Here is a 26491-nt window from a genome sequence, read left to right as displayed (position 1 = left end):
AACAAAGTGTTAATATGAATAAAGCTGTAAAGCTATGCGGATTGAACTTAAACACTCATCCAAAGTTTTAAGAAATAAACTGGAGTTATATCGTCATGAAAAAATTTGTTATTTTAGCTATTACTACTTTTACACTTGTAGCTTGTGATAATAGTAATCATTCAAAAGTAGACCAATCTTTAGATAAAGCCAAGGAAAGTACTCAACATGCCTTTGAAGATATTAAGCAAGTTGGTTCTGATGCCTATGATGCGTCTAAAGAGAAAATTAATCAAATGATTGATTCAAGCAAAGATAAGACTAATAATGACGCTACTAAATCCAGTAATGATAAATTAACTAATGATAATAATTCATCAAACCGTATTAATACAAATTCACAACCGCCTATTACACCAAACACGAATATTAATCCAACCTCTAATAATACAGCTACTCAACAAAATGAGGTAAACAAAGTTATTAATCAACAGCCTAATAATCAACAAGTTCAGCCGGTAACAAAAGAACAATCCAATCTTAGTGATAAAAACAATTCAAATAATACCAATGATGCAATCAACAAAACAAACCAAGATTATAAGCAAAAATTAAATGACACTTATAATTCGGTAAAAGAACAAGCGCATGAAAAATATGATGCCATCAAAGAAAAATCCCAAGATGCTTATCATGCAGCGCAACAAAAAGCGCATGAATTGACGCCCGCACAAAAGAAACAAACTTATGACACTTTAAAACCTATTGAAAAAAATAAATAGTCAAAAATTTGATTAAGTTATTAAACCACAAGTGGTTAACTTGTGGTTTTTATCAACTTATCGCGAAATGTAAAATAAGTTTTTATCAAAGTTTTGTAGTTCTTATTATTTAAAAGTAATTCGCTGTGATAGTAAAAAATCTATGAATACTTGCATGCGAAGGGGAATATACTTCGCATGGGGATAAATCAACATAAAAGGCCGAGTAACACCAGCAAATTCAGCTAGCACTTCTACCAATTCACCAGACTGTAATTCTTTTTCGACACAAAATCGATATACTTGCATTAAGCCACCACCATATTTAACTAAGGTATGTGTAGCTGAAAAATCAGCCTGGCAACAATAGCAGCCATTAGTTTCTAATTCAATATATCGATTTTGATCTAAAAATTGCCATGGTACTCTTTTGTTAGTACTAGGTAATTGATATTGAATACAATTATGATTTATAAGTTGATCATAATGTGACGGACAACCATAACGATGAAGGTACTCTGGTGTGGCAACAATAATTAACTGCGCATCTTCGAGTTTGTGAGCAATCAATCCTGAATCGGGCAAGTTATTTCCGCGGATCGCCAAATCGAATGGACTATCGGTAAATTCAATATTATGATCACTAATATGAAGCTCGACTTTAATCGCTGGATAAATTTGCTGAAATAGTGGTAACTTAGCAAGTAATCGATAATGAGCATAAACCGTTGGAACACTTAGCCGTAAAGTTCCTGAAGGAATGACTTGTTCATTAACAATTAATTGTTCGGCTGCCGTGATATACATGATAGCTCGCTGACAATGCTCAAAGTATTGTTGACCGATATCTGTTAAGCGTATTTGTCGCGTAGTCCGAATAAATAAACGTACGCCTAATCGTTGCTCAATTCTTGAAACAGCTAAACTGACAGCAGCAGGCGTAATACCTAATTCATGAGCGGCTGCAGTAAAGCTGCCAAGTTTAGCCACTAAACAAAATAATTTAATACTTCCTAATTGAACATCATCCAATAAATTAACCATATTCTTTCTCATTTATTACAGCGTGTTACAAATGAAGTAAATCATACGCTATTTTTTAAAAAATAGATCTCATTTATACTCATTTATCACTTCATAATTAAGGAGTCATCATATGGGTACCCAAAAAACGGTGATTGTTACTGGCGCCTCAAGTGGCATCGGTTTTGCAATTACTCAAGCCTATTTGAACCGTGGATATAATGTTATCGCTAATGGAAGAGATAAAATACGCTTAGAGTATGCTGCTAAACAGTTAAAACATCCAGCTAATTTGCTATTAATTGCAGGAGATATTGCCAAACCTGAAACAGCACGTGATTTGTTTGCTCAAGCTAAAGAGCATTTTGGTAAAGTTGATATTTTAGTTAACAATGCAGGAGTATTTATTTCTAAACCGATTCAGGATTATACCACTGAGGATCTTAATAGGCTTATCGATACGAATTTAAAAGGCTTTTTTTATCCTGCTCAAATGGCAGCTAAGCAAATGAAGGTAAATCGGCAAGGACATATTATTAATATTACAGCCGCACTCGCAATGCAACCTAATATTGCCATTCCGGCTTTGTTACCTATTATGATTAAAGGCGGTATTAATAGTGCTATTAGAGGATTAGCCTTAGAACTGGCTGCCGATAATATTATGGTAAATGGCATTGCGCCTGGCATCATTGAAACACCAATGCATTCTAAGGAACAAGAAATCGTAACGGCATTAAAATCCTTAGCCCCCACTTATCAGATTGGTCATGTTAATGATATTGTGAATGCCGTATTATATCTTACGGATTCTCAATTTGTAACCGGTACCATCATGGTGGTTGACGGAGGATCAACCACAGGGAAATGGTAATAATTTATTTTATACTTGTTTGTCAATATTTGACTATAACAGGAATTTCCTTATTAAGTAATCCACTACTATGGATTACTTATTTTAGTGTTATGCTGAGTCATTAGGTTATTTTTGACTTATATTATGCCGATTCGGTTAACTCAAGTTTAGCTAAGTGATTTATTAGATAATTAATATAAAAATAATTGAATAATAAAACATAAATCGTATGAGTTTTAAGTTGGATATTATGTTTTGCTAAACAGTGATAAGTTAATTGATACCTTGCCGAATTTGCCCATATAAAACCCATAACGAATTGAACAAAATTTAAACAAGCACCGATAGCTAGAAAAATTTGATAACTTTCTTCGTCAGGAAAACTCAGAAAAAAATTACTCCATGCGCAAACAATAACATACATGATTAGGTAAGTTGCACTTTTAACTTTGGTATTTAAACATTTCTCAAATGCATTATTGGCTGAATAAAGCCAAACCATATCGTAAAATCCTAATGTAAGGATATAAAAAATAACAAACTTAAGCGTCGATAAACCGATTTGTTGATGTAATTGTTTAATCTCTTTCATATTATCATTTTAATTTGATGAACTTTATACTACCATTATAACACCGAAAAGATCCCCAAATGCGATGGTTTGAAAAAATATCACACTGTCAATCAAACATAACATGAAAACAGTTAACAGCTCACCCTATTAAACAACCTAAATTGATACTAACCATTTAGGCTAAGTAAACTTTTTAAACTTTAACTATTTACATTCAAAGTTAGTCGGAACATTGGTATCGCCATCACCTTTATAGACAGTCTGTTGTGGATATTGGCATATAGGGCGTTGTAAAACCACTTGATCTTTTTCTATCTTCTGTGCAATGAGTGTTGTCGGAGCCTGATGTTTTTCAACCCAATTAACTAGCGCTTCAAATCCATTAATAGTATCAGCCCCACTCCCCCCATTACAATGATCAACACCGGGTGCCATATAAAGCCTAACAAATTCATCAGTATTTCTTTGGTCACCCATAAGTTTTACGATATGATTATAGTAATGAATAGTTCCCTTTGGGGCGATTAGACGATCATCCCAACCATGCCAAATAATCATTTTTCCGCCAGATTTTTTAAATTGACTTAAATCAGCGTTATCTGTGCCCATTATTGGTCTAAATACCTCAACCGATTCATTAAAATAATTTTCAAATCCTTCGTAACCCAATGTCTTCCAATCGAAATTGATATCTTGTTTTATCCAATATTTCAAATAATCAACTGCTATGAGAAAAGGATCTTTACCTGCCAAGGCATCAAGAGGCGCCGTGGTTTCAAGTCCAAACCACAATGATTGTCCGGTTTGATTAGTTGGACCTTGCCAGATCTTTCTTAATGCTATAATTTCGGCATCATTAAGACCTATCTGTTGTAAGAAAGCATCATTAATCACTACCGCTGACGGATCATTGACCAATCCATCTTTAATTCCGTCCTGTTCATCAACTAAGTCAATAATAGCTTCTCGAACTTTTGTTAACTTGACAGGATCAATCGGCTGCCCTAACTCTTCTAGCATCACTACTTGTGGCCATAATTCTGATGGTACAAATTTATCCCACTGAATAGCTGGTGCCACAATATACAAACCGTCATAATCATTTGGAAATCTTTGTGCTTCCATCAAGCCTTGACGCCCACCGGTTGAACAGCCATTCCAATACGAATAACTTGGCCCTTGCCCATAAAAAGCTTCTATGACTTGTTTAGCTTTAACCGTCATTTCATGAACACTGCGATAAGCGAAATCTGTAATCAACTCAGCCTGTAATTGCGCATCTTTAAGCACAAAATTACCTGCCATCAGACTGCCTGCATGACCTGTATCAGTAGTTACAGCAACATAACCATCTCTAGCAGCTACAGCTAGTTTATCAAATGGAATAAATCCAGCAAATCCACCGCCACCAATTGCTTGTAGCCGATGATTCCATGCCATTGGCAACCATACTTCAATATTATTCTTCGGTTCTATGGTTAATTGTACTCGACAAATTTGCGGTAAATTTGCAATCACATTGGATTTAGCACCACGTAAAGTATCTGCTAACTCGGTGGGTGGAATAAACTGGTCGGTAATAAATTCTGTCTTAACGACTTTTGCATCATCAAACTTCAAAGAGGTTAACGATTGACAACGTTCTAGCAGAGGATCTTGCTGTGCTGCAAATAAGGATGCACTTAGACTACTTAATAAAGATAAAAACAATAGATTATATTTCAACATTTTTTATCGCCTTTTTATTAAGGATGAAGCTTGTTAAGATGAACAATTTTATACTAAACAAACGTGAATCATTTTAAAGCTAAATTAAATAATTTTCATCAGCTAAGTTAATGTTATTTTACCGTTATGATTGTTCTTAATATGATAACCTTGAATTGCAAATATTTACGATTAATGTTGTTTTAATTTGATTAAAACAGTTCTTATTTATGAGCAAATCTTTTTTAACTTGCTATATAGCGAAACTACTGCAAATTTTAAAAATTTCCAAAAATGATACCATAATGTATGAGCTAGTCATTAAATATATCTACATTTACTATCCAAGTAACTTAATATATCTAACGCTTTTCCAACCCAAAAAAACATTATCTAAGTCATCAAATAATAGAATCGTACCGAATGATAAATGAGATGTTAATTTTATATTCTTTATTGATTTAATGCATGACACTTTAAATATTAATTAATAAGAAAAAAACTAATTACTCATAGTGACGTTATAACAGCGATGTGCTGTTTCTTTACGACAATGAAAAACAATTTACACTATTATATACGGATTATATATCTCACGTATTTAATGTCGATTTGATAGACGCCTGAACTTGTTCTTTTGCAACATTTGAAAAAGGCGATGTTTAAATTAAACATCACATAATTTATCTTGAAAGTAAGTAATAATCACATCATTTAGCGAATTTTTTGGCAAATTTTTGCGCCACATAAGATATACTGGAATGCTTAATTTTCTATCTTGATTTCTAATTAATTGCTTATATACCACACCCGTTACTTTTGCTTGTGCCATTGACTGTGGTAAAAGCATCATACCTTTACCTAACGACACTTCAAGTAACATAGATAAACTATCCGGTAATTCTGCACGACGAATAAGTGGAAAATTGAGTGTTTTAAATACGTGTTCACACTGCTGATAAAAAACAGGATTCAAATAGGATCTGAACCAAAAAAGCGGTAAATCGGTTACGTCATTAAGATCAACTTTTTCTTGTTGACTACAAGGATGGCTTTCTGGTAGTACTAAGAGCAATGGTTCTCGATGTATTAAAAGTGAATTGTCATTTTGATTCCGCATTGGGTAATCGGAAACTAACGCGAAATCAATATTTTCTTTTTGTAATTCCAGTAAAAGTTCCTTGGATGTGTAGTTATGTTTATAAATTTCGATTTGCTCACCAAAATTAGAGAAAAATAATTTAATACTAGGAATAAAGTCAAAACTAAGTGTTTTAGTTGTGCCAAATACGGGCTTTGCAACATCTTTTGTCTTAATCGCATGCGTTATTGTACAAAGTTCATTTAATAACCGTGTTACTCTTAACTTAAGCGCTTCTCCTTCTGTGGTTAAAACTACATTATGTGAATTTCTTAAAAATAACATCACATCTAACTTTTCTTCTAACTCCTTAATTTGTACAGAAAGTGGCGGTTGACTAACACCTAACTTTTCAGCCGCACCTCTAAAGCTACGTTCTTCACACACAGCGACAAAATACTGTAATTGCTTAACTGTAGGTAACTTTTTGTTATAAATATCCACGATGTCTAAAAGCCTATTTATTTAAACTGACATAATTTTCAATGTATTCTTTAAAAAATCTAACTCGATTTGGCAGGTAGGTTCTATCTTTAAATATGAGGGAGATAGGTCTAGGATTACCCACCCAGTCAGGTAAAATTTGCACTAATTCACCATTAGATATACTTTCTTTTACAAACTCAGATGGTACAAAGCAGATCCCCATTCCTTCCTTTGCTGCATCAATAATAAGATCAGTATCATCCATAATTAAATATGGGTTTGCTCGCACTTCATAATATTCATGTAAATTGGTATTGGTTAATGACCAACTTAAATTCTGGGTAATATTAAGTAAATTTTTATCCAATAGATCAGCCGGATTAACACAGTTATGAATTTGATTTAAATAATCTTTTGATGAACACAGTATATTTTTAGATAATAATATTTTTTTTGCTATCCAATCACTATCCTTCAGATCCCCAACTCTGATAGCAATATCAATATTCATATCCGCTAAATCAATAATTTTATTAGTTGCTATTAAATCTATTTTGATATCAGGGTATTGCCTCATGAATGAAAAAATGCATTTACCAAACCATTGATGAGTTAAACTTATTGGTGCAGTTATTCTAATCGTTCCCGACAATTTTTTATAATAATCCTCTAAATTTTCAGCTGTCTCAATAAATTCTTCAACTAAATTAGTAAATTTAGTGATATACATTTGCCCTAACGCAGTCAACATAATTTTTCGATGACTTCTATACATTAAAAGACCACCGATCGCTTTTTCCAATTGAGTTAAGCGTCGACTTATAGTAGGTGAGGGTATTGAAAGCTTTTCTGAAGCTTTAACAATACTTCCTTCTTTAATTACCTTTACAAAAATTACTAAGTCATCAATAGATAATTTCATTTTTGAAATTTGATATTACAATTTTGTTTATTGCACTATAAATGAAATATAAATAAAATCATAGCCTGTTAATTAGTTTTATTACTAATTATCTGATCTAAAAAGAAAAAACATTCATATTTATGTAGTTAAAATAACTCTAGAAAATATTATTGATTCCCTAGATAACTATAGGTACTTTTTGTTACAAAATGGAGATGAAAATGAAAAAAAATAAAATAGCACTTTTACTTGTGACATTATCTGCCTTTTTTTGGGGATCTAATTTTAATGTTGGTGCACAAGCTGTTACAGTAATATCCCCTCTTACTGCAGCATCAGAACGTTTTATTATTGCTACTTTAATAATCTTTATTTTTATGATAATTAAGGATAAAGATAATATCATTACATTTAAACTGAATTGGTTCCCCTTTATTTTACTTGGTTTATGTGGCATCACTGGATTCAACTTAGCCTTTTTCATAGGATTACAGACTACTTCACCAATCAATGGCGCGCTCATTATGGCGACATCCCCAGTGACAACTGCATTAATAGCCTTAATTGCGAATAAGCACCATATCTCATTCTCTCAAGGAGTTGGTATGTTTATTAGTTTAATCGGGGTAGCATTTGTGATTAGTAATGGCGATATAAATAATATAATGAAATTACGTTTTAATTATGGTGATATAATCATTCTGTCAGGAAATATAGTCTGGGCAATTTATACTATTGGATGTCGAAAATTTATATCCCATTCGACACCATTACAAACCACCAGTTTTACGATGTTATTTGGCACATTAGGGATTGTCATATTTTCGATTTATCAAGGAACCTTAGTGAAGGAAATTGCCGATATTACTCTCTATCACCACATAATACTTATTTATATGGCTATTTTCGGATCCGTATTAGCATATTTATTTTGGAATGTCGGTGTAAAACAACTTGGTACAGCTAATACATCAATATTTTTTAATTTAGTCCCCGTTTTCACTATGTTACTCACTCTTATCACTGGCTTAATTCCAGATTTATTACAATTAATTGGAGCAATTTTGGTGATAAGTGGTGTGATTTATGCCACTGGGGGCTACAAAATATTTAAAATGAATAATTAATTAAAAATAATTATTTCGCTATTGTTTAAATAATGCGGCTAATCGCCGCGTTATTTGATTAAATCTAGCCTTTAATGATTTAATTATCATAACAAAAAGTTAAATAAAATATATGTAAATATTTCAATTGGTTATCTTTAATAAATACTGCTTTTTATAACATATGAGAGTAACTTTGTATCCCAATTATTTTGTTCTTAAAAATGATTTGACTCTTTTTTATAACAACTTAGCAAATAAAAAACAGCATAACTATAATAAATTAATTTTGGCATAAATGATATTTTGCCACATGCTTCGATATAAATTTCCTATCACTAAATAAGTATTTCGGGATTTAGTCTTTTTTGTATAATCTTTTATACCATAAGTTTAATTTGCTTGTGTTGGAAATGAATATGGCAATACACAAAGAATAATTAGGATGTACACAAACATGTTTTGTGATTGTTAATCTTAGTTTCTTTTTTTACATCCATAATGAAGGCTTTATTCACGAAATATTGATATTACCCAAATCACCTGTCAATTAATGCGTTGCAATAAGTTTAACTTACAATCTTAAAATTAATTTTTACAACGACAATATGGAGAAATATTGATGAAAAAAATACCACAAAGAGCATTAGGTAGAAATCTTAAAGTTAGCGCTTTAGGATATGGCGCGATGGGATTAAGTGAATTCTATGGTCCGACAAACGAACAACAATCAATAAAATTATTGCATACCGCTATAAATAATGGTGTAACCTTGATTGATACGGCTGATATGTATGGTCGTGGTCAAAATGAATTACTGATTGGTTCCTTTCTTAAACAATTAACACCATCCCAACGAGAACAATTAATTATCGCAACAAAATGTGGTATAGACAGAAGTCATTCAAATGGGTATGAACGAAGCATCAATAATTCACCTAATTATATACAATCTTGTTGCGAGGCCTCACTAAAACGCTTAGGGGTTGAACAAATTGATCTATTTTATATTCATCGTATTAATACTGAAAATCCAATTGAGGAAACAATGGCAACGTTGGCTAAATTGGTACAAGAAGGTAAAATTAAACATATCGGACTTTGTGAAGTAACTGCCGACTTATTAATTCGTGCACATTCGACATTTCCTGTCGATGTAATCCAAAGCGAATATTCCCTTTGGACACGCGATATTGAGGATGATATTTTACCATTATTAAAAGAGTTAGATATTGGCTTAGTACCATATTCTCCGCTTGGTCGTGGTTTTTTAACCGGTAAATATCAATCTGCTAAAGACTTTGCCGATGGTGATTTTCGTAAATCTAATCCAAGGTTTTTAGATACCAATATCGAACATAATAAACAACTTTTAACCGCTATAAAACCAATGACCATAAAATACCAATGTACTAGTGGTCAGATTGCTTTAGCATGGTTACTTGCGCAATGGGATTGTATTGTTCCCATTCCTGGAACAAAACAAGAAAAATTCTTGCTAGAAAATATCAATGCTTGTTCGGTTAAGCTAACAAAAGAAGATGTCATGATACTGAATGATTTGAAAAATCAGATTTGTATAAAAGGTGAACGTTATACACCCGAAGGTATGAAGGGGATATATAAATAAAGTTATTTTAATTTAAGTTAATAAACACAAAGATGGGCGATAAATCGCCCTCATAAGAAAAATGTCTATTGTCTATCATAGTGTGATTTTTTTTAATCAATGGCAAATGATGATTAAGACAGCGTCATGCGGCAAACGGTATTTTATATCTTCTTGATATCAGGCTTTAACAAATAACCTATTATTTATTAGCCAAACATTAGATTGATGTAGCTTTTAATATCGGCTAACCAATGAGTACAATAAAATTTCTAGCATCATTAATTATCCGTTATAAGATTGTTGCACTTGGAAATATGGGCGATTTCTGATAAAAACTTTAACCATCTTGGTAGATCACTGTAATTGCATAATTTAATACAATTAAATCACTTAATATAAGTTCAATGTATATAAAAATAATTTTATAAAATTCCACTATTGCCGACAAATTTAATGTTTTATAATTGCCGAATTATTTAATCAAAAAAATTATATAAAAAATAATAAGGAATAGGCATGTCAATTTTTGAACCTTACAATGAAGATTTATTTTTTTCTACAGATTGTCATTATCCTAAAGAATATCAATGGTATCTTGCATTAGGATCGATTCTCAGTGCTTATAACGGTGATTATGTCAATGATATCAAAAATAATCTTCACATAGATTGGATAAAACAAAGCCTTGAAACCATGTGGGGAGTTACCGACAATGAAACCTTTAAAGACACAGCAAATTGGTTAATTAATGAAGGTCATAGAACAAAATATTTACCAAGACTAAACTTAATTAAACATTACCATTTAGAAATTGAACATGCCAATAATTTCTTTAAATCGATTTATGAAACTATCCCTAATATTGGAATCGTTTATTACCAATTTAAAAATAAAAATATTTTGAAACAGTTTATGAAAGATAATGATCTAAAACCGGCCATGTTAGGAAAATTACTTAATATCGTTTCATATTGTCCAGAACTTTATAAAGAACACATTGCTGATTATATGGCTGTCACTAATTTGTGGGCATGGGATGCTGTACGTTTGGTCAATCTTTGTCGATGGTCGTTAAATTGTGGCTACATTAATCATGATGAATTTATGCATTATGTTAGCCAAATAAAAGAGCCCGTTCAAAATGCTTATGATAATTGGCAAGACGTGGCCATTGCTTATGCTATCACAGCGGTTATATGGTCGCCATCACCTGGTCGAGCAGAATCTTTTGCAGTCCCTGTTGGTAAACTATTAAAAGATCCGCATTCACTGCTTAATGCAGTCAGCTTTAAATAAACGTTATTGATGAACTGTGATCAGTGAAATAGCGACATATTAACTGGTCACACTAAAAACATTTATGATTTATCAAAAATTAAATACACCCTATTATAGATTTACCCTTAAATCTCTCATAAAACTTAAAGTAATAACTTCGACAAAAGCCATTATAAACCTAAAGATATTTTATATCTTCCCTGATCGTTATTGTTCATCATCATAAAGTTTCCAATTTAGATGATTAATTTACTTGATGGTTATCGGTAATATCTACAGTATATCAGACTGATAACTGACTAAAGTGATTGTTGATGAATTGAATTTCTATTAAATAAAAATTATAACCCTATTAGTGATTTATTCCTTTTAAGCAAGAAATAGACATCAATAGTGATATAAATTCATCCCTACTAGCTATTAAATCAAATTGCTTATTGAGATAAAATATAAGCTAACTTAAATTCCCAATTATAAAAATTATAAAAAATTAGTTATCGCCTTAGCGACACTACATTAACTTATGCAATATTTATACCTTATTATCTATAGGTATAAATATTGTATTATGATCTGTCGTTTTTATAATTGTGTAATATAGGAATGATATAAGAGGGTATTAGGCTGGTTTGACTAATATTGTGCTAAATTTAACATACCTTTAATTTTAAATTAACGTTCCCTAAGTGCCTCACCCATTTTATTAAATGGTTTGATTAAATAATCTAAAACCGTTTTTTCACCCGTACGAATATCAACGGTTGCAATCATACCAGGCTTAATAATATGACTGCGACCATTTTTGTCGACGAGTTGGTCGCTATCAGTTTTAATGTAAACCCGATAATAGTAATTATCCCGATTTACCTCATCTTGTATCGTATCGGGTGATATGGTTTCAACTACGCCATTTAAGGCGCCATAAATTGAATAATCATAAGCAGTTATACGCACAATAGCAGGTAAACCATCACGGATATAAGCTATATCTCTTGGTGAAATACGAGCTTCAATCTGTAAACGCTCATCAACTGGAATTATCTCCATTAAACGTCCACCAGGTGGAATAACTCCACCTAAAGTCGATATAGTGATATTTTTAACAATACCTCTAACGGGTGATTCTATTGTAGTTCTCATTAAAGCATCCTGGCGACCGCGTAAAATTTCCATTTGAGATTCAACTTCAGCAGTTGCTCTAGCTAATTCTTCACGGGCTTTAACTATATATTGACCTTTAATATCAGTTTCTTTGGATTTTAGTTCAGTTAACTGTCGTTTCAATCTAAGAATCTCAACATTGCTTGCCGCCCCTTTCAACACCAGTGGTTCAGTTAATTCCAATTCTTCTAAGATTAATTGTTGTGATTGTTGTAATCCTTCGATCGATTCAGTTAATGCTTTACGTCTGGAGTCATACAGATCACTTTCATATTTGACTAAATTGCTATCATTAATAACATCTTCGGGGAATACTAATGGCATTTCGTTAACTTCAGCTTGCAATCGAGCAACCGTTGCTTTAGCTGCTTTCAATTTTGCTTGTGATTCTCCCACACTCGATTCCATTCGGGTCGGATCGATAATAGCTAAAACTTGATTAAGCTCGACTAAATCCCCTTCTTTAACGTTTAATTGTTTGAGAACTCCCCCTTCTAAGGATTGAATTACCTGTTCTTTCGATGATGCAATCACTTTACCGATTCCTGAAGATACTTCCACTAATTTAAAACTTGAGGCCCAAATAAAAAAACAGACTAAAAAAAACGTTATAAGCCAGATGATTACTTTAGTTTTTGTTGCACCACCCTCTACAATATCCCAACTATTTAAAGATTTCCTGCTCATAACTCATTTCCTTCAACTGCATCTACGGCCTTTTTTTGTCCTTGTTTAGTTAGATACGATAAAACCGCTTCCTTTGAACCGTCGATCACTATCTTCCCTTGCTCCAATACAATAATACGATTAACCAATTTTAATAAGGCAGGTTTATGGGTTGATAAAATCAAGGTGCGATTTGCTAACCATTGTTCTAACGAATTAATAATATGCGCTTCAGTAAGTTCATCTACTGCCGCAGTTGGTTCATCAAGTAACAAAACGTTAGGATTTTTTAATAGAATTCTGGCTAACAATAATGTTTGCTTTTGTCCACCGGATAAACCATGACCACCTTCTTTAATTAAATAATCAATTCCATGCTTTTGAATAACCGGAAAGGCACCAGAAATCATAATGGCGTCTATCATTTCTTGATCCGTCGCTTGCGGATTTCCCATTAATAAATTATCGCGAATCGAACCAAATAATAGTCTTGAGTTTTGTCCCAGTAAGGCGATATCACGACGCACATCTGATGGATCAATATTACGAATATTGGAATGATCAACATATACTGCCCCCTTACTGGCAATACTCATACCACATAATAAATTTAATAGTGTTGACTTGCCAGATCCCATACGACCTAAAATGGCGATCCGTTCACCAGCATTAATCTTTAGTGATTTTATATCTAAAGCAGGGGATTTATCTTTAATATTATAGGTTAACTCTAACGAATTGAGTTCGTAATCACCTTTTATACTCGGTTTATGTAACATATTACTGTTTTCGGGATAATCCACAGATTTTGACATCAATTCGTTGATACTATGATAAGCTGCTTTAGCGTGTTGTAATCGCGATAACACGCCTGTCCATTGTCCTAACGGCCCTATTAAACGCGATGATAAAATCGAACTGCCAACTAATGTACCAGTAGTAATATCTCCTTGAATGACTAAATATGCACCAATTAATAACACAGCGGCATAAGTTAAAGATTGTAGTTCATGCGACCATGAAACCAGAAAACTTATAATTCGTCGTTGTTTTAAACTCACGCTAGCAGCTACGGTATTGACATGGTTCCATTGGTTTTGATAACGATATTCCGCCCGCATTAATTTAATGTCTTCAATCGCCTCAACCGATTCGATAATGATTGCATTACGAATAGCCGATTCCCTTACTCCCTCTCTAGCTAAATTGCCCAAAGTTCGTTGAGCAAGAAGACCCGGTAAGATTAATAAAGGGATCATGAACAAAGCTATTACTGTTAGCGGCCCACCAATAAAAAACAAAATCACCAAAAATACGATGACAAACGGCACATCGGCAATAGCACTAATTGTCGTAGAGGTAACTATTTCTCTAAGATGATCGATTTCGCGTAATTGAGAAACAAATGATCCTGTCGAAGAAGAACGCTGATCATTGCGTAACCGCAATGCTCGACCAAATACTTTATCAGAAATTTGCAAATCAATTTTTTTTCCAATTGCATCCGAAACATGCGTTCTTGAAAAACGCAGTAAAAACTCAAAAATAATTGCCATCATCACACCACTAAATAATACCCATAATGTCGATTGTGACTGGGCTGGAATCACCCGATCATAAACCTGCATTGAAAAAATAATGGATGCTAATGCTAATAAATTTGCGAATAGGGAAGCGATTATAATATGGAAATAACTTTTCCAATCTTTTAAAACGATTTGCCAGAACCAATTTCTTTCTGGGCGTTTGATATATTCGTCAACTCTGGCATCTGGAATTGAAGATTCTGGACGCAACACGATGACTTGTTTGGCTTTAGCCAATAATTCTTTAAAAGTGATATCTATCGATAAACCATCATCGTTCGCCATCATCAACGATACTTTATTGTTGCTATCTGATTTAATGATCACGCCAATATTGTCGTTTCCCATGTCAATCACTAACGGTAACCGCCAGGGATCAAATATGGCTTTGGTCACTGATTGAAATCGAATAGAAAGTCCCAACTGTTTTGCTAACTGTACTAAAAATTGTTTTTTATTGAGTGTATTACCCCAATCAACAAATGTCTTTGCACTCTCTTTTGATACATCTAAACCATAATGATTGGCTACAATCAAAAAACATGCCAACCATTGCTTATAAGGATTATTCTGCATTCTTCTGCCCTAATATCTTATCAATGATTGAATTTAATTTGAAAACTTGTCGTGCATTTCCTGTATAAACAAGATATTGAAGATAGTATAACCATTTGTCATGATTAGCATTGACTAAATTTTCTTCAGCCCGAAATGTTTCTTCTTCTGAGTTGAGTAAATCTAAAATTGGCCGACTTCCTAAGGTATACTGTTCACGATATAAAATCCGTGTTTCATTGATACTTTTTAATCTATCGTTTAAAACTTTTAAACGCGATTCGATACCGTAAATATTCAATTTCAATGAATCAATTTGATCATTTAACTCTAATCTTGCAGTTTTGATATTGTAACTAGCCGAATTTAGCATTCGTTGTGCTGATTTAATCTTGGCTACATTTTCACCGCCACTTGAAATACTTTGTTCCACCGATAAACCGACATAATTATAATTGCCGTGATATTTACCATTATTGGGATTATAGCCATGCAATGTTTTTTCTATTGACCCTACCATTGAAATAGTTGGCAGTAATCCCGCATTTGCGCCATCCAATTGAGCCTGCGCCAGAGCATAGGAAGCCTGGTTTATGATTAAGTTAGGGATCTCTTGTTCATTAATTTTATATTTTAAAATAGTACGGTTGAAAAATTTATCCCCAATTGTCACTATCTTGCTATTTTGATAATTATGACCTAAATATGTCACCAATTTTCGTCTTGCAGTTTGCAATTGTGTTTGTATATCAAATAAATTTGCTTCAGCTGCTTCTAAACGAGATTTTGCCTGAATATAATCCGAATGTGTACTGATCCCAGAATTGGCACGTGATGCAGCTATTTCTAATATTTTTTTAATCTCTTGTATCAAATATTTACTTTTTATTTCAATATATTCTAAACGTTGTATTTCTAGAGCTATACTACTGGAATTAATTATGACATTATCAATTTCTTGCTGTAAATAACCTCTTTGCCGTTCGACTTCAGCCTTAGATTGCTCAACAAAACTATGCTGTTTGCCAAAATCATATAGTTTTTGGCGCACAGTTAATTTTGGTGTATTAGCATAGCCATCGCGAATGCCACTGGACTTGCTGGTCTGTATCTCAAAATTAATTTGTGGATAATAACCTGATTGTGCAGCATCAATCATATCCATTTGCCCTTGATAACCTGATATTGCAGAAGCAATTGTTGGATAACGCTGAACGGCAATGCAAACAACATCAACTAAAGTGAGTTCTTTTAAAGTGGATGATTTACCTGCTTGGCATTCATTAGCTAAAATAAATGGCTCTTCACCAGATATTTTCATTAGTTGTGGTTTTTGCGCTATACAAGGTGTTACCAATACTATCGATAACAATATCATTATTTTTTTTATAGAAAGCAAAATCTTATCCTTCTTATTATTATAATGAAAAAAACCCTCTTGCTTTCACAATGGCAAGAAGGTTTATCTACAATAGGTTAAGTATACTAAAAGATAATTTGATGATTCGACAACAATGTTAGCAAATCAGTATCTGTATCTTTCAACGTTAATATTTTGGTAAATTCATAACCATCAGCTAATCCATCACGATCAATACTAATAATCGTATCATTACCTTCATGATCAACTCTAATATAGTCCAAGATTTCTTTTGAACTATCATCAAGTTTTAGTTCTCCATCATCATTATAAAAAGATACCGTACCTTTGAAATTTAATAATTCTTTTAAATTGATAATATCAGCATCTTTATTAATAGTTGCATCACCTATCGTAAAGTTATTAACCACATCATGACCATTTCCTCCCGTTGCATCTACTGCATCTAACAATTTATAAATTAATGTTTGTTGAGTACCATCGATTAAATTAAAGATATCATCAGCAGCGGTGCCTTCATGAATATTGTCAATAACAGGTTGATTCACTACGGCGTTAGTTGCGGGTTTATCACTTGGTTCAGTTGTGTTATTCGTCATCATGTCAGCATCAGTTTGTTCAAGTGCTTGCTCTGTCGTTGTTATTTTATTATTTTCCACGTCAGCCATTGCTTGTTCGTTGTCAACAGCAATATTGTTTGCGTTCGTATCGATGGGCTGTGGATCTTCAACAGATTCTTCAGTTTTAGGATTTGAATCATCAATCGACATACTTTGACCTTTAACCTCATGATGATTCGCTAACGCGGTATTATTTGCTTCAAGCATATCAGCATTTGAATCACTTTTATCCTTAATGTGTTCATTTTCATTGATTATATTATCAGCGGTATCACCTTCAATAGTTTGAGAGATTGCCGATGAATATTGTTGATTACTATTATTAGTAGGATAGCTTATTGTTTCGGATTCATTGCCTGCAGCATCTACCGCAACTATTGTTCCAGTCGATGAACCCGAATGATTGAATGGATTAGGCTCGAATGTCGCCTTACCACGATTATCCGTTTGCTCTTGCGCAATAATGTTACCATTCGAATCTTTTAATACTATTGTTGCACCGGGTGTTGAAGCAATTATTAATGTTTGGTCAGTATTAGTCTCTATTCTTGGATCATTTGGAGCGGTCACATCATTAAATATTCCATTACTATCATTTGGAGATGGAATTGTTACGTTACCTGCCTGATCAACGGCACTTGCAGAAATATACTCACCATCATCGAATGGATTTGAACTAAGTGCCCACTTGCCATCATCATCAACTCTAACTTCTTGTTCAATATTAGAGCTGCTCCCTTTTAACTTGACCGTAGTTCCAGGCTCTCCTATTCCTGTTACGCCAGCAATGTTAGCCGTATGTATAGTCGGTAATGTTGGTGGTATCTTATCGGCAATCCCCGTACCAGCATTGTTACTGGTATTACCCGCCGCATCCGTCGCCGTCACAATCCCTTGGGTATTATGGTCTAATGGGTTGGGATCAAACTTCCAATGACCATTCTGATCTGTTTTTACGGAGACCGTTGTATTATCTGGTTTGGTTAAGATGATCTCCGAATTCGGCTCCGCGGTTCCNNNTGAACCATTCTGATCTGTTTTTACGGAGACCGTTGTATTATCTGGTTTGGTTAAGATGATCTCCGAATTCGGCTCCGCGGTTCCTGATAATCCTGCTGCATTATTACTTTCCACTATCGGGGCATTCGGCGCTTGTGTATCTGCAGTTGATGTAACTTCCTGACTTACTTTATTGATATTATTAGGATCCCTTGTTACAAATTTACCTGTTTCACCATGGTTTAACGGGTTACCCTGTTGATTAAATGCCCATTTTCCATCAGTGCCAACAGTAGTGCTTTCAGTTGTATTATCCGGTTTAGTGAGGACAATTTCCATACCTGGTATACCTGTTCCCGTAATTCCAGAAGAATTGTTAGTTGAGATCAACGGTGGCGTAAGCGTTGAATCGTTGCGGTGATGACCTCCTCCACCCCCACCGCCACTACCAAGCGCCACCCCACCAGCTGCTAAAAGTCCGGCTCCAGCCAAATAAACCAAGGGGGAATGACCTTCCGAGTCGGAAGTCAGCATTAAAGGTTCAAGATCATCAAGCTGTACCCAATTTAGATCATGAGCCGGGTGTTCTAACCACCAATACCCTGTCGTATCAGTAGATTGATCATCAATTACCAGCCGATTATCGTTATTATTTGAATGAAAAAAATCATTTATGACGACTGATTGACCTGACTTTAATTTAACAATTAATTGATCGCCTTTTTGAGAGGTAGATAAAATATCATTTCGGGCGGTATTTAATATCACAATTTTTGAATTACCGATGCTGTAAAGATTATCGGCTATGTCTTGCGCATGACCGGTTTTGCGATCCAAGATAATGCTCTTCATCATAATATACTTCCTTCAATCCAACTGTTAATAATAATTTTAAAAATTTGATTCGAACCTTTAATACTTATTCGAATAATTTATTTTTATTTTTGAATGAAATTATAAATGCATTTAAATAATAAGCAAATGTTAATCCTACCAAGAAATTAAAAAGTTTTTTCCCTGTAACCTATTGAAAAAAAATCACTATTTATACATTAAATAATTTTAAAAAAGCATAAAATACTAAAAAACAAATTATTAATAGCAATTATAAGAAAATAATTAGATTTATTTGGAATAATTAAGAAATTATGTACTTTAAAAGGTAAAAATATAATATTTTGATTCAAATCAATTGATATAATATATTTTGGTGAAAATCTTTATAAGTTATCAAAAAAATAAATGCTTATTTTTATCATATATTTGAGAAAAACCATTTACTAAATTAGACGAAAATAATATTTAACATATTAAATATTTTATTTTATCGATAAGATTGATCGCTTATTTAATAAGCGGGAAATAATTAAAATGTATTCTCAAACACCTAATATCTTACCTTTAACTGTTTAGAGATAAATTATAATTTAATTAAAGCAAAGTAAGCGATGCAACTAAGTTAATCTAATTGAATATTTTGAATATAAAAATTCACCAATCTTAATTTTTAGTGAGTATATTAAATAATTGTATAGTTTGCTCAATTCCTAGTTGACTTAATCCAACCACTTCACTTTGCTCCATCACTTTTTTGGTTAAACCTGTTAGTACAGCACCTGGAGGTATTTCAATGGCTAATTTTACCCCTCTTTCATAAGCTGAAACCATTGTTTCATGCCAGTAAACACTATGCGCCATATTGTATGCTAAATCCTCAGCAATTTTATCGGGTTGAGTAAGCAACCGTGCAGTATTGCTACTAATATAACTGATTTGTGGTAATTTAAATTTAATTGACTGCATTGCTTTTGCTAATTGTTGCGCAGCATTCGCCATTAATTCACAATGAGATGGCACACTAACCGCTAATTTTGTCACTTTGCGTGCACCTGATTGCTTTGCTATGGTTGCAACTTTTAGCATAGCTTGCTCGCTACCGGCTATAACAAATTGGTCTTCATCGTTATAATTAGCAATGAAAACAGGAAATTGCTGACTATTGACTTGTTTAACAATCGATTTAACTTGAGCCTGTAAAAGACCCTGTATGGATGTTAAACCATAACCATGTGGATAAGCCCGCTGCATCAATTCACCGCGCAATGAAACCAATCTAAGTGCATCTTTAAAGTCTAATGCACCGGCAAATACTGCAGCCGAAAATGCACCGATTGATAAACCACAGCTATAATCAGCATGAACACCCTTATGCTGTAAAATATTCGCATAAACGACCCCTGTAATCAGGATGCAAAGTTGGACAGCTCGTGTTGTTTGTAACGCTTCGACACTATCTAGCAGTAAAACATCCTCATCCAAAGTATCGCAAGCGCAATCTAATATAGAACTCGTTATTTCACATGTGGGCAATTGGTGGAGCATATTGACAAATTGTGCCCCTTGACCAGGAAAACTAAATAAAACTTTCAATATTCTTTACCTATACACCAGGGATTATGAGTTAAAATTGGACCTGTTGCTGTACGCAACAAAACACGTTGTTCCCTAATCCATTCATTCAAAACAAATCCACCATATGGCGTTTGTATCTGTATATCGATCCGACACGGTTGATGTTGCGCAAATTGATTTATTGCAACTAATTGTTTGTAGTCAGTATATATTGGGCAGCGTATTAATAAATCTAAATCACTCTTAGTCGATAATGACACAATACCACTGGCGATTTGATAACCGCAACTTCCAGTAATACCCCATTGCCACCCAGACAAATAGTCTCTCAAAGCCTGCAAACTATCTCGAAAATGAGAGGGTAATTGCCCGATAGCGACATGATTGATCAATGATTCAGGGGTTACTACTTGAATAATATTACGCAACTTAATTTTAACAGCTAAACGCTCTGCTCGCTGCCGCCCCCTAATTCCAACGGGAACAAATTGTCTGGGAAGTTGCTCACGCCTTACCACCATTGGTAATTGATGGTAATCTATCTGATTGAGCCATTCTGGCAGTTCACTCTCAATCACTATCGCTTGCGGATCATTAACCCAAACTAAATCATGGGGACGAACTTCCATAGCGCTATTTCCTTTTATAATCCCACGGTTAATGTAATAAACAGCGGTAATGTAATAATATTAAGCAGAGATGTTAACAGCAAGGTAGCTTCAGCATCGGGAGACTCAACACCAAATCGATTTCCAAATACCACGCCAAAGAAACCAGCGGCAAATGCAATCACCAAAATAGCAGTGATTGCTAAACTCCCTTCAACACCAAACAATAAAACTAACCCCCAAGCAATGAATGGTTGAACCAGTAATTTGATACTACATGATACGATAACGACCATATTTATTTTTAACTTACGTGCTGATAAAATCAATCCAGTTAAGAATAAAGCTGCGGCGGTTGATGCTAATCCAAGAGGTTTAATCGCCATAATAACCATTTCTGGCATAATAAGATTAAATGCCGAGCAAATAACCCCTAACAATGGACAAAGTACAATTGGTTTCGTCATTGAACGCCAAATTAAACTTGGTAACATTGTTAAAGTTGAATGATGTGAAGACCCGTCAGCTAATGCCTTTTCCCGTTCTAAAATTAATAGACACAATGGCGTGAGGAACACCGAACCACAAGCAATACAAATAGCTACAGATAATAATGTTGCTGAAGTTTCTCCTACAATACTATTCAAAATAGGCAGACCTAATGCAGCGTAGTTTGGTAAAGCAACGGTCAACGTTAATACCGCCGCATCTGATGCGTTTTTTTTAAAATATTTGGTAGTGATGAAATAAAAGACGAAAAACGTAATCCACATTGCTAATACAATGATGATGACTAAATACCATTGTTGAAGGATCCCTTGCCAAGGGGTCTGTACTGTTGCGGTAAACAGCGTTGCTGGTAGTGCAAAATCCATAACAAAAACATTCAACAAAGAAACGTTTTGATTATCAACCATTTTACGTTTACCGGCCCAAAAACCGAGTAACATAATAATAAAAATCGGTGATAACGCTTTGATAATGATATATGTCATACATCCACCTAATTAAGATTGTATTTAAACAATAGGTCTATCGATTTTCAACTGAATTGATTATCAATAAATCGAGCTTACCAATGTGCACGCATTTTTTCACGAACGACTACGGATGTATGGCGATCTTTTCCACCTAAACGACACTTGAGATCTACACCATGCTTAATTATATCAGTTATTGCATCGTTAATAGTTTGTTTTACTAGTGTTATTTCATTGTCGGATGCGTTATCGGGATTAGTAATCGTTAATAATTTATATAATAAACCAAGTTTATTATAATTATCAATATCATACGCCATTGGCGGAATAGAAGCTGCTAATTTTTCCAATGCTGTAACAGAGCGTAATGTGATTCTCGCTGCTGATTCTTTACCCATTGCATGAATCATCACTTCATCATTATCAAAAGCAATCAAGCGATTAGCCTGATAACCATGCGCCAAAAATGCACCTGACATCGCTTTGCCGACAATAAGTCCAACAATCGGGTGTCCGGCAAGACGTGCTTTTGCATATGCTCCAGCAGCTCCAGCTAACGCTTGATGAATACCAAATGCTTCTTCTCTACGTCCATAAGCCTGACTTGGGACATCTATAATGGCAATAATCGCCGTTTTATTTGAATTTAGCTTATCTGATTCAATCACTTCGTGAACGACTTGTGCTAATGTCCAACCCTCTAATAAACCAACTTCCCCATGTGCGGCTCGTGGATATTTATTTTTCGCATCGGGTACAACAGCAATAAAACGAGCTACTTGTCCTAAAATATCACCATCGGCTACTTTAATTGAAGCACATTGACCTCGTCTTATTTTTGCGCCCTTTGTGAGCAAAGAAAACCAGTAGTCACCGCGACTTAATACCGTATTACTCATTTTCTGTCTCCTCGTCCAAATATATTTTTAACCAAAGTGGCATCAGCTTGTTTGCTGGTATCAATCGCATTTAATTTCTGCAAATAATAGTCATAATCATCCGAACGCAATGTGTCTGGTAGACCTTTATTCATACATTGGATAATTGCTGTTTTAACATCATTCACAGAATCTTTAACTATGATATCTGCAAAACCATTTTTGTAACGCACTTCCCCCCCGGTCATACTCCATATAAATGGGCGATCGCGCGAATTATACTCTTCAATGCCCGCTTCTTGTTCAATGACTTGCGGACCATTCAGTCCTAATCTTGCTTCACGTGTCACAACTAAATAACTGCAAAGCCCTGCAGCAATCGACATACCACCAAAACAACCAACAGTTCCCGCCGTGATACCTATGACTGGCACATAACGACGTAAATCTACAATTGCGGAATGAATATCAGCAATGGCAGCTAAGCCTAAGTTAGCTTCTTGTAACCTTACCCCACCCGTTTCGAAAAGTAATAATGCTTGTGTTGCAATTCCTGAGCGATTGTCTTCTGCCGCTAACTCCAACGCGGCAGCCATTTTAGCGCCGGAAACTTCTCCCATACTGCCGCCCTGAAAGACACCTTCTATAGCTATAATCACAGTAGGCTTGCCATTAAATTTTCCTTTGGCTACCACCATACCGTCATCAAACTCAGGTACAATACCCTGTGGTTCAAGCCAAGGTGAAGTGATTTTTTCAAAGGGATCTAATAATTCACGGAAACTCCCTTGATCTAATATTCGACGAGCACGCTCCCGCGCACTTAATTCGATAAAACTCATATCACGATTAGGCATAATTAGCCTCCTCAAAAACTTGCTCAATACGCAATTTCGCAACACCTGGAGTTGATGCAAAATCATTTATTTCTAAGGTTCCCATTGGCAAAGCATGCAATGATGCAAAGCGATTAAAAAGATTCTGCCAACGATGCTTACTGCCATCTACTGAAGTTTTAATGATAATTTTTAGCATTTTTTCTTGATGTGGAATAAACATCGCTTCAAGATCACCGGATCCTACAACCCCAGCCAATGCTTTATGTTGCAATTTTTCTGTTGCGGGATAAGTCAATTCTATTCGTTCCATAACATCCTCTTCAATCATGAAAATGATTTACAATCAATTGATGCGTTATATTCTATTTATTATGTATAGCATATGTAACATTATAAATAACCATTACTTTTTATCGTGTTCGTTCTTATTGAGTAACCAACTTACCAACTCTTAAATCTTGCTGGTGGATCATATAAACCATCTGACCATTCAACTAAATCGGCAATACTATTGGCCGCCAATAAAGAGCGTTGTGCCTGAGTGGGTTGAATGCCTAAATCTTGTGGGAATGCCACTTTACCTTCTTTACGGAACTGCGCTACCCTTTTACTATCAACGCCTAAACCGATATCGGTGATCCCCGCAACAGCTGCCACCATCGCCCGACGCTCCTCCAGCGATTTGGCTTGATATAAATAAGCAATCCCTTCTTCAGTTAATACATGCGTAATATCATCACCATAAATCATCACTGGCGCAATTGGCATGTCTGATTCTTTACCAACTTCCACCGCATCTAACTGTTCAACAAACGTGGGTTTTGCGCCAGCTTGAAAGGTTTCAACCATTTGTACAACCAATTTATGACCACGATCGACTGGATTTTGACTTTGCATCATATCTAACCACGCTGATGTAGCATGTCGTCGACCATGAGGATCGTGTCCCATATTAGGCGCGCCACCAAAACCTGACAAACGACCATGAGTCACTGTGGAAGAGTTACCTAATCCATCAACTTGTAATGTTGAACCGACAAACATATCAACACCATACTGACCAGCTAATTGACACAACGTACGATTTGAACGCATACTACCATCATGTCCAGTAAAAAAGATATCAGGACGGGCAGCCATATATTTCTCCATGCCTAATTCACCACCAAAACAGTGAACGGTTTCTACCCATCCACATTCGATAGCCGGTATCAACGTCGGATGAGGATTTAACGCCCAGTGTTGACAGATTTTACCTTTTAATCCTAACTGTTCGCCATAAGTAGGCAACAATAATTCAATAGCTGCAGTATTAAAACCTATTCCATGATTAAGTGATTTCACTTGATGCTTGGCATAAATTCCTTTAATAGCCATCATGCCCATTAAAACATGAATTGGTTTAATCAAGCGGGGATCACGAGTAAATAGAGGTTCAATGAAAAAAGGTTTATCCGCAACAACAACAAAATCAACCCATGAGGCTGGAATATCAACCCGTGGTAAATCTGCTTCATCATCAACTAATTCATTAACCTGCGCGATAACAATTCCATTTTTAAAGGCAGTTGCTTCTACAATTGAAGGCGTATCTTCAGTGCTTGGACCTGTATAGAGGTTACCATTACGATCAGCTTTATAAGCAGCAACTAATGCTACATTTGGGATAAGATCAACAAATAATCGTGCGTAGAGTTCAATGTAGGTGTGAATAGCACCAATCTCTAATATATGATCAGCAAGCAACTGTGAAATTCGTAAACTTTGTGTACCAGAAAACGAAAAGTCCAACTTCTTGGCAATGCCTTTTTCGAAAATATCCAAATGTTCAGGTAAGCCGATGCTTGGCATTAACATATGTAAATTATGGATAATATTTGGATCAACTTGGCTTAATTTTCTGGCTAAAAAATCGGCTTGCTTTTGATTATTACCTTCTAAAACAACTCGATCACCAGCAACAATTAATTTTTCCAAAGCCTCAACAAAACTGTCAGTGGCAAGAACTTTACCATTTGCTAGTTTATTTACCGCATTGCAGCGTCTTTTTTTCTCGTTAAGACGAGAATCCCAAGCACGATTGGATTTTAGATTTGCTAACATATCTGTAAACTCCTTCGTTTAACCATTCCCACTCTAAATCAATTTGATTATGTTAACTTAATAATAGATCTTAATTACTGAATAAATCAATTAACCTTATTAAATTAAGACTAATTTTATTGCGATTAACAAAATTACCATTTATTATTCAAAGCGAATAGTGAACTATCATTTTTTTGGTATAACTATTGCATCATTTTATTTAACTTTATAAATATTCAGAGCTAACACGTTTGAATAGCCTAATTATGTCTATTTATCTTTTTCATTTTTGGCTATCTTACAATTTGCATAAAATGTATTATAAAATTAATTGTTAACTGAATGTTTTAAAAA

21 protein-coding genes are annotated in these 26491 nt (G+C 34.4%); 5 read left to right on the top strand and 16 right to left on the bottom strand.

What is annotated here, in order from left to right:
• Positions 1-95: 95 nt before the first annotated feature.
• Positions 96-761, top strand: a complete 666-nt coding sequence (locus FcAc13_RS04655) for a hypothetical protein (protein WP_187755040.1) — start codon at positions 96-98, stop codon at positions 759-761.
• 105 nt (positions 762-866) lie between these two features.
• On the opposite strand, the gene FcAc13_RS04650 is transcribed toward FcAc13_RS04655, so the two are convergent.
• Positions 867-1784 (bottom strand): LysR family transcriptional regulator, encoded by a 918-nt coding sequence (locus FcAc13_RS04650; protein ID WP_223064529.1) that lies wholly within the window; start codon positions 1782-1784, stop codon positions 867-869.
• A 112-nt stretch (positions 1785-1896) separates the two neighbouring features.
• On the opposite strand from FcAc13_RS04650, the gene FcAc13_RS04645 reads away from it, so the two are divergent.
• Positions 1897-2637 carry an SDR family NAD(P)-dependent oxidoreductase gene (locus FcAc13_RS04645; RefSeq protein WP_187755038.1) on the top strand — a complete coding sequence of 247 codons (741 nt, stop codon included), beginning with the start codon at positions 1897-1899 and terminating at the stop codon, positions 2635-2637.
• Positions 2638-2761: 124 nt separating this feature from the next.
• Here the strand turns inward: FcAc13_RS04645 and FcAc13_RS04640 are convergent, their stop codons facing one another.
• The 4 genes from FcAc13_RS04640 to FcAc13_RS04625 all read right to left on the bottom strand — a co-directional run bounded on the left by FcAc13_RS04640 (position 2762) and on the right by FcAc13_RS04625 (position 7389).
• Positions 2762-3211, bottom strand: a complete 450-nt coding sequence (locus FcAc13_RS04640; protein WP_187755037.1) for a DUF4234 domain-containing protein — start codon at positions 3209-3211, stop codon at positions 2762-2764.
• Positions 3212-3397: 186 nt separating this feature from the next.
• Positions 3398-4921 (bottom strand): tannase/feruloyl esterase family alpha/beta hydrolase, encoded by a 1524-nt coding sequence (locus FcAc13_RS04635; protein WP_187755036.1) that lies wholly within the window; start codon positions 4919-4921, stop codon positions 3398-3400.
• Positions 4922-5567: 646 nt separating this feature from the next.
• Entirely contained in the window at positions 5568-6485 is a 918-nt protein-coding gene (locus tag FcAc13_RS04630; protein WP_187755035.1) for a LysR family transcriptional regulator, read from the bottom strand.
• 13 nt (positions 6486-6498) lie between these two features.
• Positions 6499-7389 carry a LysR family transcriptional regulator gene (locus FcAc13_RS04625; protein ID WP_187755034.1) on the bottom strand — a complete coding sequence of 297 codons (891 nt, stop codon included), beginning with the start codon at positions 7387-7389 and terminating at the stop codon, positions 6499-6501.
• A gap of 203 nt (positions 7390-7592) precedes the next feature.
• Here FcAc13_RS04625 and FcAc13_RS04620 point away from each other — a divergent pair, with 203 nt between their 5' ends.
• The 3 genes from FcAc13_RS04620 to FcAc13_RS04610 all read left to right on the top strand — a co-directional run bounded on the left by FcAc13_RS04620 (position 7593) and on the right by FcAc13_RS04610 (position 11385).
• Positions 7593-8498: a DMT family transporter gene (locus FcAc13_RS04620; protein WP_187755033.1), complete on the top strand. Its 906-nt coding sequence runs from the start codon at positions 7593-7595 to the stop codon at positions 8496-8498.
• A gap of 601 nt (positions 8499-9099) precedes the next feature.
• On the top strand, positions 9100-10107 hold the full coding sequence (locus FcAc13_RS04615) for an aldo/keto reductase (RefSeq protein ID WP_187755032.1): 1008 nt from the start codon (positions 9100-9102) through the stop codon (positions 10105-10107).
• 498 nt (positions 10108-10605) lie between these two features.
• A complete protein-coding gene (locus tag FcAc13_RS04610; protein ID WP_187755031.1) occupies positions 10606-11385 on the top strand; it encodes a DUF1266 domain-containing protein in 780 nt (259 codons plus the stop codon).
• A 654-nt stretch (positions 11386-12039) separates the two neighbouring features.
• Here FcAc13_RS04610 and FcAc13_RS04605 read toward each other — a convergent pair.
• The 11 genes from FcAc13_RS04605 to mdcA all read right to left on the bottom strand — a co-directional run bounded on the left by FcAc13_RS04605 (position 12040) and on the right by mdcA (position 26155).
• Complete coding sequence (locus FcAc13_RS04605) at positions 12040-13215, bottom strand: beta-barrel domain-containing protein (RefSeq protein ID WP_187755030.1); 1176 nt, start codon at positions 13213-13215, stop codon at positions 12040-12042.
• A complete protein-coding gene (locus tag FcAc13_RS04600) occupies positions 13212-15356 on the bottom strand; it encodes a type I secretion system permease/ATPase (protein ID WP_187755029.1) in 2145 nt (714 codons plus the stop codon). Before FcAc13_RS04600 ends, FcAc13_RS04605 begins: the two co-directional genes overlap by 4 nt.
• Positions 15346-16734: a TolC family protein gene (locus FcAc13_RS04595; protein ID WP_187755028.1), complete on the bottom strand. Its 1389-nt coding sequence runs from the start codon at positions 16732-16734 to the stop codon at positions 15346-15348. Before FcAc13_RS04595 ends, FcAc13_RS04600 begins: the two co-directional genes overlap by 11 nt.
• Before the next feature lie 86 nt (positions 16735-16820).
• A complete protein-coding gene (locus FcAc13_RS04590) occupies positions 16821-19187 on the bottom strand; it encodes an Ig-like domain-containing protein (protein WP_425499463.1) in 2367 nt (788 codons plus the stop codon).
• Positions 19188-19835: 648 nt separating this feature from the next.
• Positions 19836-20765 carry a malonate decarboxylase subunit epsilon gene (gene mdcH, locus FcAc13_RS04585; RefSeq protein ID WP_187755026.1) on the bottom strand — a complete coding sequence of 310 codons (930 nt, stop codon included), beginning with the start codon at positions 20763-20765 and terminating at the stop codon, positions 19836-19838.
• Positions 20762-21376, bottom strand: coding sequence for a malonate decarboxylase holo-ACP synthase (locus FcAc13_RS04580; protein WP_187755025.1), 615 nt, complete (start codon positions 21374-21376; stop codon positions 20762-20764). The genes mdcH and FcAc13_RS04580 overlap by 4 nt, the downstream gene beginning before the upstream one ends.
• A gap of 14 nt (positions 21377-21390) precedes the next feature.
• On the bottom strand, positions 21391-22350 hold the full coding sequence (locus FcAc13_RS04575) for an AEC family transporter (protein ID WP_187755024.1): 960 nt from the start codon (positions 22348-22350) through the stop codon (positions 21391-21393).
• Positions 22351-22427: 77 nt separating this feature from the next.
• Complete coding sequence (gene mdcE / locus FcAc13_RS04570; protein WP_187755023.1) at positions 22428-23234, bottom strand: biotin-independent malonate decarboxylase subunit gamma; 807 nt, start codon at positions 23232-23234, stop codon at positions 22428-22430.
• The gene (locus tag FcAc13_RS04565; RefSeq protein ID WP_187755022.1) at positions 23231-24070 is read right to left on the bottom strand and encodes a biotin-independent malonate decarboxylase subunit beta; all 840 of its coding nucleotides are present in this window, start codon (positions 24068-24070) and stop codon (positions 23231-23233) included. The genes mdcE and FcAc13_RS04565 overlap by 4 nt, the downstream gene beginning before the upstream one ends.
• Positions 24063-24362, bottom strand: a complete 300-nt coding sequence (gene mdcC / locus FcAc13_RS04560) for a malonate decarboxylase acyl carrier protein (protein ID WP_187755021.1) — start codon at positions 24360-24362, stop codon at positions 24063-24065. Before mdcC ends, FcAc13_RS04565 begins: the two co-directional genes overlap by 8 nt.
• A gap of 131 nt (positions 24363-24493) precedes the next feature.
• Positions 24494-26155, bottom strand: a complete 1662-nt coding sequence (gene mdcA / locus FcAc13_RS04555; RefSeq protein ID WP_187755020.1) for a malonate decarboxylase subunit alpha — start codon at positions 26153-26155, stop codon at positions 24494-24496.
• Positions 26156-26491: the final 336 nt, after the last annotated feature.

It is taken from the genome of Frischella japonica (genome assembly GCF_014489845.1).
Taxonomy (GTDB): Bacteria; Pseudomonadota; Gammaproteobacteria; order Enterobacterales; family Orbaceae; genus Frischella; species Frischella japonica.
Note: the sequence above shows the minus strand (reverse complement) of the source record. Positions and strands in the feature narration are given on the sequence as shown.

What these genes read in the sequence shown, in the direction of transcription:
- FcAc13_RS04580 (WP_187755025.1), bottom strand. Translation starts at nt 21,376, where the DNA reads ATGGAAGTTCGTCCCCATGATTTAGTTTGGGTTAATGATCCGCAAGCG.
- FcAc13_RS04650 (WP_223064529.1), bottom strand. Translation starts at nt 1,784, where the DNA reads ATGGTTAATTTATTGGATGATGTTCAATTAGGAAGTATTAAATTATTT.
- FcAc13_RS04655 (WP_187755040.1), top strand. Translation starts at nt 96, where the DNA reads ATGAAAAAATTTGTTATTTTAGCTATTACTACTTTTACACTTGTAGCT.
- FcAc13_RS04645 (WP_187755038.1), top strand. Translation starts at nt 1,897, where the DNA reads ATGGGTACCCAAAAAACGGTGATTGTTACTGGCGCCTCAAGTGGCATC.
- FcAc13_RS04620 (WP_187755033.1), top strand. Translation starts at nt 7,593, where the DNA reads ATGAAAAAAAATAAAATAGCACTTTTACTTGTGACATTATCTGCCTTT.
- FcAc13_RS04610 (WP_187755031.1), top strand. Translation starts at nt 10,606, where the DNA reads ATGTCAATTTTTGAACCTTACAATGAAGATTTATTTTTTTCTACAGAT.
- FcAc13_RS04640 (WP_187755037.1), bottom strand. Translation starts at nt 3,211, where the DNA reads ATGAAAGAGATTAAACAATTACATCAACAAATCGGTTTATCGACGCTT.
- mdcE (WP_187755023.1), bottom strand. Translation starts at nt 23,234, where the DNA reads ATGAGTAATACGGTATTAAGTCGCGGTGACTACTGGTTTTCTTTGCTC.
- FcAc13_RS04635 (WP_187755036.1), bottom strand. Translation starts at nt 4,921, where the DNA reads ATGTTGAAATATAATCTATTGTTTTTATCTTTATTAAGTAGTCTAAGT.
- FcAc13_RS04575 (WP_187755024.1), bottom strand. Translation starts at nt 22,350, where the DNA reads ATGACATATATCATTATCAAAGCGTTATCACCGATTTTTATTATTATG.
- FcAc13_RS04625 (WP_187755034.1), bottom strand. Translation starts at nt 7,389, where the DNA reads ATGAAATTATCTATTGATGACTTAGTAATTTTTGTAAAGGTAATTAAA.
- FcAc13_RS04615 (WP_187755032.1), top strand. Translation starts at nt 9,100, where the DNA reads ATGAAAAAAATACCACAAAGAGCATTAGGTAGAAATCTTAAAGTTAGC.
- FcAc13_RS04565 (WP_187755022.1), bottom strand. Translation starts at nt 24,070, where the DNA reads ATGCCTAATCGTGATATGAGTTTTATCGAATTAAGTGCGCGGGAGCGT.
- mdcC (WP_187755021.1), bottom strand. Translation starts at nt 24,362, where the DNA reads ATGGAACGAATAGAATTGACTTATCCCGCAACAGAAAAATTGCAACAT.
- FcAc13_RS04600 (WP_187755029.1), bottom strand. Translation starts at nt 15,356, where the DNA reads ATGCAGAATAATCCTTATAAGCAATGGTTGGCATGTTTTTTGATTGTA.
- mdcA (WP_187755020.1), bottom strand. Translation starts at nt 26,155, where the DNA reads ATGTTAGCAAATCTAAAATCCAATCGTGCTTGGGATTCTCGTCTTAAC.
- FcAc13_RS04605 (WP_187755030.1), bottom strand. Translation starts at nt 13,215, where the DNA reads ATGAGCAGGAAATCTTTAAATAGTTGGGATATTGTAGAGGGTGGTGCA.